This is a genomic window from Pseudomonas mendocina (assembly GCF_003008615.1).
GTDB classification, from domain to species: domain Bacteria; phylum Pseudomonadota; class Gammaproteobacteria; order Pseudomonadales; family Pseudomonadaceae; genus Aquipseudomonas; species Aquipseudomonas mendocina_C.
In genome coordinates this window covers 558,877-572,050 of the sequence record NZ_CP027657.1, presented here as the reverse complement: position 1 = coordinate 572,050, position 13,174 = coordinate 558,877, and the positions used below count along the sequence as shown (strand labels likewise).

Below are 13,174 nucleotides of genomic sequence, written 5' to 3'. Positions count from 1 at the left end.
CCTAATTTCTCGTCACAAGGTTCTGTTATAGAACCTATCGAGAAGCATCCTACCGAGGTCTATCCATGATCAAGCAGCTCCTGACTGCGACGGCCTTCTTCGTCGTCGCCACCGCACAGGCCGAACCCCACAGCAACTGCGTTACCAATGAACTGGACGACCGCCTGATCACGGCGGATCTCGCGATTGCCGTTGGCAACTGCCACCTGGCCCGTGCCAGTGATGAAGGCGAGGCAATATCGGCGCTGGAATACGCCCACAGCTGGTTCCTGCAGGCGCAAGCACTCGGTTCCAGCCAGGCGCGCCAAGGCCTGGACGTCGTCGAAGGAAAACTGGCGCAGGCAGGGCAAGCCCATGACTAAGGCCATCACGATCTCGGTGCTGGCGGCGACCCTCGCCGCCAGCTTCAGTCTTGCTGCGGCGCAGGAATTCACGCCGCTGGGCGCCGAAGCTGCCGGCAATGCCGACGGCTCCATTCCGGCCTGGACGGGCGGCTTCAGTCGTGATGTGACGTGGAGCGATATCGGCAAGCAGTTCGTCGACCCCTTTGCCGACGACCCGGTGAAGTTTTCCATCGACGCCAGTAACTACGAGAGCTATCGAGACAACCTCACGCCTGGGCAGATAGAACAATTACGCCGTAATCCGGACGGCTATCGCCTGAACATCTACGAAACACGGCGTACCGCCAAATACCCCGAATACGTCTACGAGGCGGCGCAAGAGAACGCGCAGACAGCCAGGTTGGTCGCGGGCGGCAATGGGGTACTCGACTACCAGGGCTACTACCCCTTCATCCATCCCAAGAGCGGGGTGGAGGTGCTGTGGAACCACTTCATGCGCTACCGGGGTGGCAGCCTGCTGCGCACGCATACCCAGGTGATCACTCAGCCGAACGGTGCTTTCAGCGAAGTCCAGCTCGAAGACCGTGCGGCCTGGCCGGAGAACCTCAATGGCTTCGACCCGGTGAGCGACGCCAACATCATGATCTTCTCGACGCAGAAGGTGACGGCGCCGGCCCGCCTGGCGGGAAACATCCTGCTGGTGCAGGAAACCATCGATCAGGTCAAGGAGCCGCGCCTGGCCTGGCTCTACAACTCCGGGCAACGTCGCGTGCGGCGGGCTCCACAGGTCGCTTATGACGGCCCTGGCACTGCCGCCGATGGCTTGCGCACGTCCGACAACTACGACATGTACACCGGCTCGCCGGATCGCTACGACTGGAAGCTGGAAGGCAAGCAGGAAATCTATATCCCCTACAACAACTACCGCCTGACCAGCCATGAGCTGACTTCGGACAAGTTGATCGAGAAGGGGCATCTCGATCCGGCCTATCTGCGCTATGAAAAGCACCGCGTATGGAAAGTGGTCGGCACCCTCAAGCCGGGCATGCGCCACATCTACGCCAAGCGCGTGTTCTATGTCGATGAAGACACCTGGCAGATCGCCCTGGCCGAGCATTACGACAGCCGTGGCGTGCTGTGGCGGTTCTCCGAGGGCTTTCATGTGCAGTACGACTACGCCGACACACCCTGGTATGCGGGTGAGGCGATCTACGACTTCACCAATGGTCGCTATCTGGTGTTCGGCCTGACCTACAACAGCACGCAGCCCATCACCTTTGGTTTCAAGGCGAGCAAGTCGGAGTTCGTGCCGGCCGCTCTCAGAGCTCAGGGGATTCGCTGATCCAGCGATAGATCGTCTAACCATCCGGTGGCGTCTTCCTGCGCCACCGGCCACGCAGTGAACCCAGGTGATTTCAATGAAAGCCTTCGTCATCGATCGTTATGGAAAGCAGGAACCCTTGCAACTGGCCGAGGTGCCGGAGCCGAAGCTGGGCGAGCAGGACGTGCTGGTGCAGATCCACGCGGCCAGCATCAATCCATTGGATCTGAAGATTCGCAGTGGTGCACTCAAGCGGATTCTGCCGCTGCGCCTGCCGTTGGTGCTGGGCAACGACCTGGCCGGCGTGGTGACGCGGGTTGGCGCCAAGGTTCAGCGCTTCAAGCCGGGTGATGAAGTCTATGCCCGTACCGATACCCGTCGCATCGGCACCTTCGCCGAGTTCATCGCTGTCGCCGAATCCAACCTCGCCCTGAAACCGGCCAGCCTGAACATGGAGGAGGCCGCCTCGATCCCCCTGGTCGGCCTGACCGCATGGCAGGCGCTGGTGGAGAAGGGCAACCTGCGCAAGGGGCAGAAAGTCTTCATTCATGCCGGTTCCGGTGGTGTCGGCACCTTGGCGATCCAGCTGGCCAAGCACCTGGGCGCGCACGTTGCGACCACCACCAGCAGCGCCAATATCGCGCTGGTGAAAAGCCTCGGCGCGGATATCGTCATCGACTACAAGAAGGACGATTTCGCCAAGACACTGCGTGACTACGATCTGGTACTGCACAGCCTGGGCGCGGAGGAACTGGAGAAATCCCTGAGTGTGCTCAGACCCGGCGGCCAACTGATCACGCTATCCGGTCCACCTGACCCTGAGTTCGCCAGAGATGCCGGCATGCCCAAGCTGCTGCAACTGATCGTGGGGCTGTTGAGCCGCAGGATTCGCAAGAAGGCCAGGCAGCGCCAGGTCAGTTACGCCTTTCTGTTCATGCGTGGCAGTGGCGAGCAACTGGCCACGCTGGGTGAGCTGATCGACAATGGCGTCATTCGCCCGGTGATCGACAAGGTCTTTCCGTTCGAGGCCACCGATCGAGCACTGGCCTACGTCGACAGTGGGCGTGCGAAGGGCAAGGTAGTGGTCAAGTTGAGGTGAGCCTGGCGTCGGCTGGAGCAGCGATCCGGCCATTCACCAACGGAGGCGGTGCGCGCGGAGCACCCTACGAAGGGCAGCCTTATGCGCGCTTGCTGTTCTTGCCGGCGCGCTTGGGTGCCTCGCTCGGTTCGCCCAGGTTCATCTTCGATAGTACCCGCCTGGCGTTGGCGGCGCAGTCGAGGTCGTCCGGTTTGCTTTCGATCTCGTCGATCAACGCCAGCAGGTGCGTCTTGCTCTGCGTCAGGCGCTGCTCCAGCGCCTCAATGTCTTTCACTTTTGCCTGCAGGGTGTCGAGCAGTTTGCCGTGTTGCCATTGCGACAGATCCTGCGGCAGCAGCGTGCGCAGTTCATCCAGGCTGAAGCCGGCTTGCTGGGCCGTGGTGATCAGGTTGAGCACCATCACGGCTTGTTCCGGGTAGCTGCGATAGCCGTTGGCCTGACGCTCCACCAGCTTGAGCAGGCCAATGCTTTCGTAGAAACGAATGCGCGAGGCTGCCAGGCTGGTGCGCTGCGCCAGTTCACCGATCTTCATACCGATTGCGCCTCTATCGTGATGGTCGAGCCATAGGTTGAAGCACTACTTTAACCTTCGTTTTCGCTCATGCAACTGCTGCGTTTCCTCACACGAGTGGCAGCGCGATGCAGGTAGCAACGGCTATGATTGCCTGATCCCTCGAATTGTCAGGCAGGATGCGTGAAGCCTTCGATATTCACCTTAGCGCTGCTCTGTCTGTTGTCTGGTGCCCTGGCCAGGGCCGAGCCATATCAGGTCGTCACGGAGGAGTGGGCACCCTACAACTACCGCGACAACGGCCAACTGACCGGCATGGCCACGGAAGTCGTACGGGCGATCATGGCGCTCACCGGAGATGACTTCGAGATCGTGCTGCTGCCGAGCATGCGCACCGCTCACGTCTTGCAACATCGTCCGCATACCATCATGTACTCGCTCTTCCGTACGCCTGAGCGCGAGCCACTTTACAAGTGGGTAGGGCCCATCGTGGAAGAGTCCATTCATCCCTATCAGTTGGCCAATTCCGCGCAGCCGATCAGTTCTCTGGAACAACTGCTGCGTGCGCCGCAAATCACCACGCGGCATGCCGGCCTGGTGCCGAACATGCTGCAATCGCTGGGTTTCAATAACCTCGACAGGAGCGCAGGCGAGAGTCATCAGCTTTACCGCATGCTGCTCGCTGGTCGTACCGAGATCATCGTCGGTGACACGGACGCCGGGGTGGCCTACTACAGCGGCCAGTTGAAGATCGCCCCTGGCACCTTGCGACGGGTGCCCATCGAGCTGTATCGCTCCTCGCTTTACATCGCCTTCAGCCGTGACAGCGACGACGTACTGGTTGCCGCCTGGGCCGCAGCTCTGGCACGGTTGCGTCGCACGGGTGAGCTGGCGCGTATCCAGCGACGCTACGAACGGCCAGAGGCTCAATGACCGGCTGAGACACCCTGGTCGATCGCCATATCTGCCCCGGTGATCGACCTGGCGCTAGGCTGGCAGAGAAAGAACGCCAGCTCAGCCACTTCCTCTGGCTGGATGAAGCGCGCCTGTTCGCCTTGCGGGTACTTCGCCAGCAGCTCGCGGTAGTAGGCGTCCGGGTCGCCATTGCCGTAACGCTCGGCCTGAAACTTGAGCATGGGTGTGTCGATATCGCCGGGCGAGACGGCATTGCAGCGCACGCCGTAGGGCGCCAGGTCGAGTGCCAACGCCTTGGTGAAAAGGCTGAGGCCGCCCTTGCTGGCGCAATAGGCCGCAGCATTCGGATTGCCCTGGCGCCCGGCGTCGCTGGAGATGTTGACGATCGCGCCGCGGGTTTGCCGCAGATGCGGGATTGCCGCAGCGCAGATGAAGAAGCTGGCCTTGAGGTTGACGCTCAACACCAGGTCGAAATCCTCCTCGCTGAAGGATTCCACCGGCCCCTCGCGCCACACGCCTGCCGCATTGATCACCGCATCGAGCTGACCGGCCGCTGCGATTGCCGCACTCACCACCGCGTTGCAGGCTGCAGGTGTTCGAATGTCCGCCGCCAGGCTGCCGATGAGCACGTGGCGCTTGCCCAGTTCAGCCAGGCCGGCGGCATTGGCGTCGGTGGCAAACACCTGCCAGCCACCGGCCAGAAAACGTGCCACCAGCGCACTGCCCACGCCCCCGGCGGCACCGGTGATCAGAACCACGGGGTTTATCGTTGATTCCAGCTTCATGGTGCTTTGTTCTCGATCAGGCAGTTGCCGCCGTCGACCACCAGGGTTTCGCCGGTGATGTAACTGGCTTCAGGCGAAGCGAGGAAGGCCACGGCCGCCGCCACCTCCTCGGGGCGACCAGCCCGGCCTACCGGTACATAGGCTGCGGCGCGCTGTTCCTCCGGCGTGCTTGACCCGGTGGCAATCCAGCCAGGTGCCACGGTGTTGACCGTGATGCCGTGACGGGCGACCTCCAGTGCCAGGCCCATGTTCAGACCCACCATGCCGGCCTTGGCCGCGCTGTAGGCCGCTTCACCGGGGTTACCGCCGCGGGTGCCGGTGGTGGAACCGATATGAATGACCCGGCCATGACCGCGTGCCTGCATGCCGGGTAGCAGTGCACGGGTGAGCAGGAAGGCACTGGTCAGATTGCGGGCCAGCGAAAGGTTCCAGACCTCCAGGCTCATGCTGGAGACCTCCGCGAACGGCTCGGGACTACCCTGCATGGCCATACCGGCATTGTTGACCAGGATGTCGACCCGTCCCCACAGCCCCTCGGCCCACACGGCGAACGCCATTACGCCGGCTTCATCGGTGAGGTCGACCGCCTTGCCCTCGGCTTCGTAGCCTGCGGCACGCAACTCGGTGACACGCTGTTCGATGCGCGCGCTGCTGGCGGTGACGATCAGTTTTGCGCCGGCCGCACCCAGCCGTCTGGCGATGGCCATGCCGATGCCGTGCTCGCTACCCGCGCCGCTGATCAGCGCGACCTGGTCTTTCCAATTCTGACTCATGACCTTGTTCCTCTCCTGTTGCAGATGGCTGGAAATTAGGTTGGATTTACTGATAAATAAAGACGATCGTTATCAGTGATTCTGACAATAACCATGGCGTTCAACAGCGAAACCCTGCGTGTTTTTCTCGCCGTACTCGATGCCGGATCGTTTTCCGCCGCAGCTCGTCGCTTGGGTCGTGTGCCTTCGGCCGTGAGCATGGCGATTGCTCAGCTCGAGGCGGAGCTGGATCTGGAATTGTTCGACCGCAGTACGCGCAAGGCCCTCCCCACCGAGGCGGCGTTGGCTCTGGAGCCACAGGCGCGTCAGGTTGCCAGCCAGCTCAACCGGCTCGATGCGCAGGCGCTGCAACTGCATCAGGGCCTGGAGCGGCGCCTGATCATCGCCATGGCCCCGGAGCTGCAGACCGGTATATGGAGCCAGCCTCTGGTCGACCTGGCGGATGAGTTTCCCTTGCTGGAGATCGAGGTGCGCTCCGCCTCGCAGGCCGAGGCCGTGCGCCTGATGCACGAAGGCAGCGCTCACCTGGCGCTGGTGTTCGAGCGCCCGGGCATCGATGAGCGTGAGCGCTTTCTCGAGGCGGGTAGTCAGTTGCTGGTGGCAGTTGCCGCGCCGGATTACCTGAAAGCAATGGACGCGCAGATGATGGTCGATACACGGCAGATCATCGTCGCCGCAGGTTCGCCGTCGGCAACCGATCCGCAGGTTGTGCTCTCCCATCGGCTGTGGCTCACCGACAGCCACCTGGCCACCTTGAACCTGGTGCAGGCGGGGCTTGGCTGGGCCTATCTGCCGGCGCCCCTGGTCGCTACGCTGATTGCCTCGGGTAGCTTGCAGGAAGTGAAATTTGACAACATGGCCAGCCAGCTGCGGCTTTGGGTCGACATCGTCTGGAGCAGTGGTCGGCCACTGGGATTGGGGGCTCGACGCTATCTCGAGTTGATACGGGAGCGGATACAGACGCAGCCGCCGCGGTGCTAGAACCGACAGGCAAGTGCTCGCGGTGACACGAACACTTGCCTGATCGCATGGCGTACTGCTTGGCGGTCAGATCGTCTGCCCGCCGGATACCTCGATGCGTTGAGCGTTGATCCAGCGATTCTCCTCACCGAGCAGGCTGGCGATCATCGGGCCGATATCGTCCGGTACGCCCACACGGCCAAGCGCCATCCTCTCCGCGAATACCGTGTTCAGATCCGGCATGTCGGGCACGGCAGCGCCGAAAAAATCCGGCTCGCGCGATGGGGGCTGCGGTATTGACCGCGGCCCCCGATTGCCCAGTTCTTGGTCAGGTAGACGTGCAGCGTCGCCACGCTTGTTCACCGTCTCCCGATAGCGTGCAGGAGAGCGGCGGGATACTGGGCTATATGGTGCCCTCGGCGGTTCGGCTACGCGGGCCTGCTTTGCAGGTGAGCGTTCAAAAACTCCAAACCGCCTTGATCGAGGCTGATTGAGCCAGGTAGTCATTTCGGCCACTGGCTTCGTAGCGAATCGAGATATCCGTTCCGTTCTCAAGGCTGTAGGTATAGCCCACGCCAGCCCTGGCCAGCCAGGGGCCATGGTCGATCCCGGCGGCTACAAAGCTTTGCCCCGGAGCACCGGCATACGTGGCCACCAAGTTGTTGTCGTCGTTGATGACGTCATAACTCACGCCAACGATGGCTTCGAGCTGTGCATTGGGGGTGAGAGTGTGGACGAGACGGCCATCTAAACCGAAGGTCAGAACCTCGACGGTATTAGCTTCGACATCGAGGTTCAGTGCACCTGCACCGCGCTCGGTATAGGACTCACTTCTAAGCCGGGTGTAATCAGCACGGATAGCCGGAATGAAGGTATTGGCCTGATCCAGAACGATGGCTTTGGACAAGTTGGAGCCTGCATGCAGGCTCCAACTGTCATAGCTGGCGCTGGCAGAGCGATTGAGCCCCCCGAAGTCGAGGCTGCGATCACTGTCGTTGTCGTTCCATCCAGCATCGATCTGAAAGCCCAGCACCATGTCACTGAGCGGGCGGCTGCCGTAGAGGGCGATGACATGGCTATCGATTTCCGAGTGGGTTCCTGCACCACTCAGGTGGGTGTTGCCGTCGAGTCGAGTGTTGGCGTAGGCATAGGCAATGCCTAGTTGGGTTTCTCCGATATCACCCTCGACACCCGCCGCCAGTCCCCAGGTATCGGCGCTGTAACCCGAGGCGTTGTCATCGGTATCGTCCTGATCGGCTCTGGAGCCGAAGGGTCTGATCCAGACTTGCTTGTTCATCGCTGTGTCACCAGCGGACATACCGCTGGGTCTGGGAGCGAAGCGACTGGCGAAGATCGAGTTGATGGTGTTGAGTGCCCCCAGTGTGGCCTGGGCACTGGCGTTGAGGGGGAGAGTCTGTGCTGCGGCGCGCGCGACGCTACGCTCGTCCGGCAGGCGGCCAAGCGCGGTAACGACATCGGCCATATCGCCGGTTGGGGCCCCCTGGACTTGAGTATCAAGGACGCTGGCTGCACCCAAGGCCGGGTATAGACGGTTGTTGAGCGCCGAACCGTAGACGGTAGTGCCGCTCGAACCGTTACCACTGGCAATGACGTTGAGATCGACGCTATTACCGTTGATGGTGGCGTTGAAGTCGAACAGCGCGGAATTGTCAGTGACGTTGAAGCTCGTCGCGTTCAGCGTACCGGCCGTGACAACGCCTGTCAGAGAGAGGTTGTTGGCCAGCGTAGGGCTTCCGATGACATCGACGGCGAGGTTGCTGTTGTTGAAGTTGGCGACGCCACTGACATTGAGCCTGCCGTAGTTCGAGCTACTGGCGACGCCAATGGTCAGTGTCTGGCTGCCACTCTGGGTGTAACTGCTCAGCGCTAGTGTGCCTGCGGTTACGGTTGTGTCGCCATTCCAGGAGTTGTTGCCGGCGATGGTCAGGGTGCCCGCGCCCAGCTTGGTCAGACCGCCGGTGCCAATGAGGATGCCGGGCGTTTGAATACCGACGTTGTAGCCGTTGGTATCGAGAAAGGCCCCGTTGTTTGTAATGTTAATGTCCCCGAAGCTGAAGTTGGGGAAGAATTCGAGCTCGTTACTTCTAGCCTGCAGGATACCGCCGTCCCACTGAAGCAGCCCTATACCTATGCCCTTCATGATGTAAGGCGTTGAAAACAGCCCACGGGCATTACCGGTACCGCTGAGTGTCAACTGAGCGTAGCTGTTCAAGCCTGCCGCCAGGTCAGTGCCATCTTGGACGATGACACTTGCACCGTCGTCAACCATGACGATGGCCTGCCCATCAAAACCTATGGAGAGGAAGCCGTTAGTTGTCCATTTGGCGCCTGTGCCGCTAACGAATACCTCGCCCTGGCTCCCATTGCTAAAGCCAACATAAGCATCGGTGTTGGTAGCTTCGCCGCCACCGGCGATGCTGAGTTGGCCAAACGTGTTTCCGCCAACAACAAGGTACCCGGCAGCGTCGAACAGCATACCTGAAGGCACACTCTGGGACATGCCAGAGTCAATAACTATATTGGCTGCTGCAGTGCCTGCTGCTACGGAAATACTCGTTGCTAACAGTGCTTTGGTAAATAAATTATCCGATTTAAGTGCTTTCTCTTTAATCGTCGATAGCGGGGAGACGATCCAATCCTCAGATAGTCCTGTAAATGCGTTTTTTCTATTATTTTTGTTCAAGACTTTCTCCCTAGCATCGGCAATCTGCGGTTTTCCGCTGTTATTAGTCGGCAGGCTACTCTTTAATGTGCAAGCGCTGCAACAAAAAGTATAAAGCTGTCGTCGCTAACTAGAATTCGCGAAGGTACAGCCATGGAGTGTTTGAAGCTGAATTGCCCTGCCAATAGGAATCGACGACCATCTCTGTTCGAGGCCGTATTTGGCGGGGTAGCACCGCATTAGTGACGTGTCCAAGGTACTGATATTGCCCAGGGCTTGGGGGTGATTAATTCGCTGTGAGGCGTTAGCACAGGTAATTGATTCGCAGGGGTATGTATGCCTGTTGTGGTGATGCTCATGTGTTGGGTCGTTATTTAACAAGCTATTGAGCGAATGTTTGGGGATGTGGGGAATGCATTTTTTACCAATTGGCATATTTCAGTAATTGACTGGCCATCCCTTTCTTTTTATTTAGATCCTGAATACCCCAGGCTCGAACCGCTCGCTTGCATCCATCCGAATCCCCCGCATGCTGCGTGTCTGCAGGTAGGACTCATACAGCGCCTCGGAAAAGTAGCTGATCAGGATGGAACGGCGACGGGGGCCGAGTACGTTTCGGCTGCCGGCGTGTACCAGGTCGACGTCGAATACCAGAATGTCGCCCGCTGCACCGGCAAGTTGTTCGGCGTGCGACTCGTCGTTGCAGTCGAATGGTGGCTCGCCCGATTGTGGGCGATGGCTCCCCGGGACGATGCGGGTGGCGCCGTTACCGGGGCCGTAATCGTCGAAGTAGATCATGGCGTTGGCGATATCGCCCGGGCGCTGCGCCGAGAGATCACGGTGCAGCTGTTGATGACCACCGCCTGCCAATGGCTCGCGGCCTTCCACCAGGGCGAGGAAGAAGCGCTCACCGATCAGTTCGCCAACCACTGTCAGCAGCTGTGGCAGGCGTGAACCCTGGCGTCATCATCGAGCTGCGAGTGACGCCAATCGGAACCGCGTGGCACGGGCCATTGATCCGAGGCTCTGACGCCGGCATCGAACACTGTACGCAGTTCATCCAGCCAGCCCGGTGGAACCGCCTGGCTTAGCAGGGCATAGCCTTGCAGATGGAGCAGGTCGCGGTCTGTCATGACGCCATGAGCTTCCCTGCATCTCCAGGAGAAGGGGGCGGATATGCCAACTGGCAAAGGCCTCGTCCACCACCCAAGGCAGTATCGCTCTGCCTTGAGTGGGCGTGCTATCTCACCATGTGGCAGCAGTAGCGTCACGCCCTCAGATGCGAAAACCCGAGTGCTCGAACTGGTGCGGCCGTTTCTACCAGCGGTAACTCACTGTGCTGACGACTTGGCGTTCGTCGCCATAGCGGCAGATGGCGAACTCGCAGTAGGTGTACTGCTTGTTGGTCAGGTTGCTGGCGTTCACCGTCACTTCCCAGTTGTCGTCGATGGTGTAGCTGGCCATGGCATCGAACAGGGTGTACGGCGGCAGGGCCGAGTCGATCTGCGAGGCCTGGGTGCTGCCCTTGTAGCGAGCACCGCCGCCGATGCGCAGCTGCGGCAGGCCGAAGTCGGTGAAGCGGTAATCGGCCCACAGGGCTGCCTGGTGATAGGGCGTGTCCTCGCTGCGCTGGTCGATTTCCGCAGCGATGGTGCTCTTGGTGATGCGCGCATCGACATAGGCATAGGAGGCGATCAGGCTGGCATTCGGCGTGAGGTCGGCGCGGGCCTCCAGTTCCAGTCCGCGCGAGCGTACTTCGCCGGTCTGGGTGTAGGTGTTGTTCAACTGATCCGGCTTGAGCACGTTGCGTTGGGTCAGCTCATAGACCGCTGCGCTGAGCAGCAGGTTGCTGCCTTGCGGTTGGTAGCGTATGCCGATCTCGTACTGCTCGCCTTCGGTGGGCGCGAAGCTCTGCCCGGCGGCATCCGCCACGGCGATGGGGAAGAAGGATTCGCTGTAGCTGATATAGGGCGCCAGGCCGTTGTCGGCCTTGTACACCAGCCCGGCGCGCCAGGTGGTGGCTTCGTTGTCGCTGCTGGCCTTCATGCCGTTGGCATGCGCGCGCTGATCCTGGCCAGCCCAATCGTGACGGGCGCCGAGCACGGCGATCCAGCGATCGTCGAAGCTGATCTGATCCTGCAGATACACGCCTTTCTGCAGGGTGTCGACTTGCGAGCCACGGTCGCGCGACTGGCGCTTGTCCACCACCACGGGTTGGCCGTAGTTGTAGCGGGTCAGATCCAGTGCAGGTGCATTACCGCGGAAGTTGTGCGAGTCGTACGAGGTGTCGTAGCCGTCGAAACCGACCAGCAGCACATGGCGCCAGTCACCGAAATGCCAGTTGGTCTCGATGTTGGTATCGCTGGCAATGCCTCGCGAGTTTTCGGTTCGGTCACTGTACTGACGGCCCAGCACCCCGGTGGTCGGGACATTGGCCAGGCTGGCGTTGTTGACCTGCAGGTAATCCCACTCGACCTTCGACTGGTAGTAGCGCAGCTTGTGGCTGATGCGTGCATGCTCGTTGAAGCGATGCTCGAACTCGTAGCCGAGGGTCGACATCTCGCCGTCCATCTTGTCGTAGTCCGGCTCACCGATGAAGTCATGGCGACCGATTTTGTACGGGCTGTCGCCGACGCCTTTTACCAGTTGGTAGGGCAGCGGTGCAGAGAAGCCGGTCTTGGTCTTCTGGTAGAACGACAGCAGCGTCAGCGAGGTGTCTTCGTTCGGGCGCCAGGTCAGTGCCGGGGCGATGTACAGCTTGTCGTTGTCGATATGATCCTGCGGCGTCGAGCTGTCGCGGTTGAGCAGGGTCAGGCGGTAGCTCAGCGTTTCGCTGTCGCCCAGCGGGCCACTGAAGTCGGCCGAAACCTGGCGCCGATCATCCTGGCCCAGTTGCAGGTTCACTTCACGCAGCGGTGTGCTGGTGGGGCGCTTGCTCACCGCATTGATCAGGCCTCCCGGCGAGAGCTGGCCGTAGAGTACCGAGGCCGCGCCGCGAATCACTTCCGCGCGCTCCAGGCCGTAGGGCTCCTGCACACCGTCGTAGGAGTTGTTCTGCAGGCGCAGGCCGTCGCGCAGGGAGCCGCCGGTGGCCGATTCCACATCGAAGCCGCGGATGCGGAAGCGGTCGGAGGTGCGGTTGAAGCTGGTCGGCTGGCTGGTGAAACCGGGCGTCAGATTCAGCGCCTGGGACAGTGTCTCCGATTGGCGATCACGGATTTCGTCGCTGGTGACCACCGACAGCGACTGCGGTGTTTCGATGATGGGCGTATCGGTCTTGGTCGCGCTCAGGTTGCGCTTGGCCACGTAGCCGGCCACGTACTCGGTGGCGCGTTCCTCGCCGACTCCGGTGACGGTCAGGGCGCTCAGTTCCAGGCTGTCGCCCACGGATACCAGGACATACCCATTGTTGCCCCGGCTGGCTGCGAAGCCACTGCCTTGCAGCAGGGTGGTGAAACCGCTGTCGACGTCATACTGGCCGCGCAGGCCGGTGCTCTGCCGGCCGGCCAGCCGCTGCGGCTCGAACGCCAGGGCGATGCCGGACTGCTGGGCGAAGCGGTTCAGTACGTCGGCCAGCAGGCCGGCGTCGATGTCGTAGCGGTGCTGCACCTGCTCTGCGCCCAGGGCGCTGGCAGGGAGGATGACTGCGGTGCCGAGCAGGGTGGCGAGCGTCAGCTGGACGGCTAGAGCCAATGGGGTGACGGCGTAGCCAAGTGGCGCGGTGGAGAGGCGCATGATCGATAGAGTCCCGTGTTTTTTGGTTTCTATCCTCCTTGACGGGCG

General features: G+C 61.1%; 11 protein-coding genes and 1 pseudogene. 5 read left to right on the top strand and 7 right to left on the bottom strand.

The window, feature by feature from the left end; genetic code table 11:
* The first annotated feature begins 65 nt into the window (after positions 1 to 65).
* The 3 genes from C7A17_RS02700 to C7A17_RS02690 all read left to right on the top strand — a co-directional run bounded on the left by C7A17_RS02700 (position 66) and on the right by C7A17_RS02690 (position 2,764).
* Positions 66 to 362 carry a hypothetical protein gene (locus tag C7A17_RS02700; protein WP_106736561.1) on the top strand — a complete coding sequence of 99 codons (297 nt, stop codon included), beginning with the start codon at positions 66 to 68 and terminating at the stop codon, positions 360 to 362.
* Positions 355 to 1,686: a DUF1329 domain-containing protein gene (locus C7A17_RS02695; RefSeq protein WP_234035871.1), complete on the top strand. Its 1,332-nt coding sequence runs from the start codon at positions 355 to 357 to the stop codon at positions 1,684 to 1,686. Before C7A17_RS02700 ends, C7A17_RS02695 begins: the two co-directional genes overlap by 8 nt.
* Before the next feature lie 76 nt (positions 1,687 to 1,762).
* Positions 1,763 to 2,764: an NADP-dependent oxidoreductase gene (locus C7A17_RS02690; RefSeq protein WP_106736560.1), complete on the top strand. Its 1,002-nt coding sequence runs from the start codon at positions 1,763 to 1,765 to the stop codon at positions 2,762 to 2,764.
* A 79-nt stretch (positions 2,765 to 2,843) separates the two neighbouring features.
* On the opposite strand, the gene C7A17_RS02685 is transcribed toward C7A17_RS02690, so the two are convergent.
* The gene (locus tag C7A17_RS02685) at positions 2,844 to 3,296 is read right to left on the bottom strand and encodes a MerR family transcriptional regulator (protein ID WP_106736559.1); all 453 of its coding nucleotides are present in this window, start codon (positions 3,294 to 3,296) and stop codon (positions 2,844 to 2,846) included.
* A 162-nt stretch (positions 3,297 to 3,458) separates the two neighbouring features.
* Between C7A17_RS02685 and C7A17_RS02680 the strand changes: the two genes are divergently transcribed.
* On the top strand, positions 3,459 to 4,208 hold the full coding sequence (locus tag C7A17_RS02680) for a substrate-binding periplasmic protein (RefSeq protein WP_106736558.1): 750 nt from the start codon (positions 3,459 to 3,461) through the stop codon (positions 4,206 to 4,208).
* Here the strand turns inward: C7A17_RS02680 and C7A17_RS02675 are convergent.
* On the bottom strand, positions 4,202 to 4,975 hold the full coding sequence (locus C7A17_RS02675; protein ID WP_106736557.1) for an SDR family NAD(P)-dependent oxidoreductase: 774 nt from the start codon (positions 4,973 to 4,975) through the stop codon (positions 4,202 to 4,204). The two genes, C7A17_RS02680 and C7A17_RS02675, sit on opposite strands and share 7 nt — an antisense overlap.
* The gene (locus tag C7A17_RS02670; protein ID WP_106736556.1) at positions 4,972 to 5,748 is read right to left on the bottom strand and encodes an SDR family NAD(P)-dependent oxidoreductase; all 777 of its coding nucleotides are present in this window, start codon (positions 5,746 to 5,748) and stop codon (positions 4,972 to 4,974) included. The genes C7A17_RS02675 and C7A17_RS02670 overlap by 4 nt, the downstream gene beginning before the upstream one ends.
* Positions 5,749 to 5,841: 93 nt before the next feature.
* Between C7A17_RS02670 and C7A17_RS02665 the strand changes: the two genes are divergently transcribed.
* Positions 5,842 to 6,729, top strand: coding sequence for a LysR family transcriptional regulator (locus C7A17_RS02665; protein ID WP_106736555.1), 888 nt, complete (start codon positions 5,842 to 5,844; stop codon positions 6,727 to 6,729).
* A 66-nt stretch (positions 6,730 to 6,795) separates the two neighbouring features.
* Here C7A17_RS02665 and C7A17_RS27015 read toward each other — a convergent pair whose 3' ends face one another.
* From C7A17_RS27015 to C7A17_RS02645, 4 genes and pseudogenes are all read right to left on the bottom strand, one after another.
* Positions 6,796 to 6,951 (bottom strand): hypothetical protein, encoded by a 156-nt coding sequence (locus C7A17_RS27015; protein WP_234035870.1) that lies wholly within the window; start codon positions 6,949 to 6,951, stop codon positions 6,796 to 6,798.
* Positions 6,952 to 7,165: 214 nt separating this feature from the next.
* Positions 7,166 to 9,412, bottom strand: coding sequence for an autotransporter outer membrane beta-barrel domain-containing protein (locus C7A17_RS02655; protein WP_158704636.1), 2,247 nt, complete (start codon positions 9,410 to 9,412; stop codon positions 7,166 to 7,168).
* 450 nt (positions 9,413 to 9,862) lie between these two features.
* Positions 9,863 to 10,524 (bottom strand): annotated as a pseudogene (locus C7A17_RS02650) (phytanoyl-CoA dioxygenase family protein).
* 184 nt (positions 10,525 to 10,708) lie between these two features.
* Positions 10,709 to 13,126, bottom strand: coding sequence for a TonB-dependent siderophore receptor (locus C7A17_RS02645; protein ID WP_106736553.1), 2,418 nt, complete (start codon positions 13,124 to 13,126; stop codon positions 10,709 to 10,711).
* Positions 13,127 to 13,174: the final 48 nt, after the last annotated feature.

What these genes read in the sequence shown, in the direction of transcription:
- C7A17_RS27015 (WP_234035870.1), bottom strand. Translation starts at nt 6,951, where the DNA reads ATGCCGGATCTGAACACGGTATTCGCGGAGAGGATGGCGCTTGGCCGT.
- C7A17_RS02700 (WP_106736561.1), top strand. Translation starts at nt 66, where the DNA reads ATGATCAAGCAGCTCCTGACTGCGACGGCCTTCTTCGTCGTCGCCACC.
- C7A17_RS02665 (WP_106736555.1), top strand. Translation starts at nt 5,842, where the DNA reads ATGGCGTTCAACAGCGAAACCCTGCGTGTTTTTCTCGCCGTACTCGAT.
- C7A17_RS02695 (WP_234035871.1), top strand. Translation starts at nt 355, where the DNA reads ATGACTAAGGCCATCACGATCTCGGTGCTGGCGGCGACCCTCGCCGCC.
- C7A17_RS02645 (WP_106736553.1), bottom strand. Translation starts at nt 13,126, where the DNA reads ATGCGCCTCTCCACCGCGCCACTTGGCTACGCCGTCACCCCATTGGCT.
- C7A17_RS02675 (WP_106736557.1), bottom strand. Translation starts at nt 4,975, where the DNA reads ATGAAGCTGGAATCAACGATAAACCCCGTGGTTCTGATCACCGGTGCC.
- C7A17_RS02670 (WP_106736556.1), bottom strand. Translation starts at nt 5,748, where the DNA reads ATGAGTCAGAATTGGAAAGACCAGGTCGCGCTGATCAGCGGCGCGGGT.
- C7A17_RS02685 (WP_106736559.1), bottom strand. Translation starts at nt 3,296, where the DNA reads ATGAAGATCGGTGAACTGGCGCAGCGCACCAGCCTGGCAGCCTCGCGC.
- C7A17_RS02690 (WP_106736560.1), top strand. Translation starts at nt 1,763, where the DNA reads ATGAAAGCCTTCGTCATCGATCGTTATGGAAAGCAGGAACCCTTGCAA.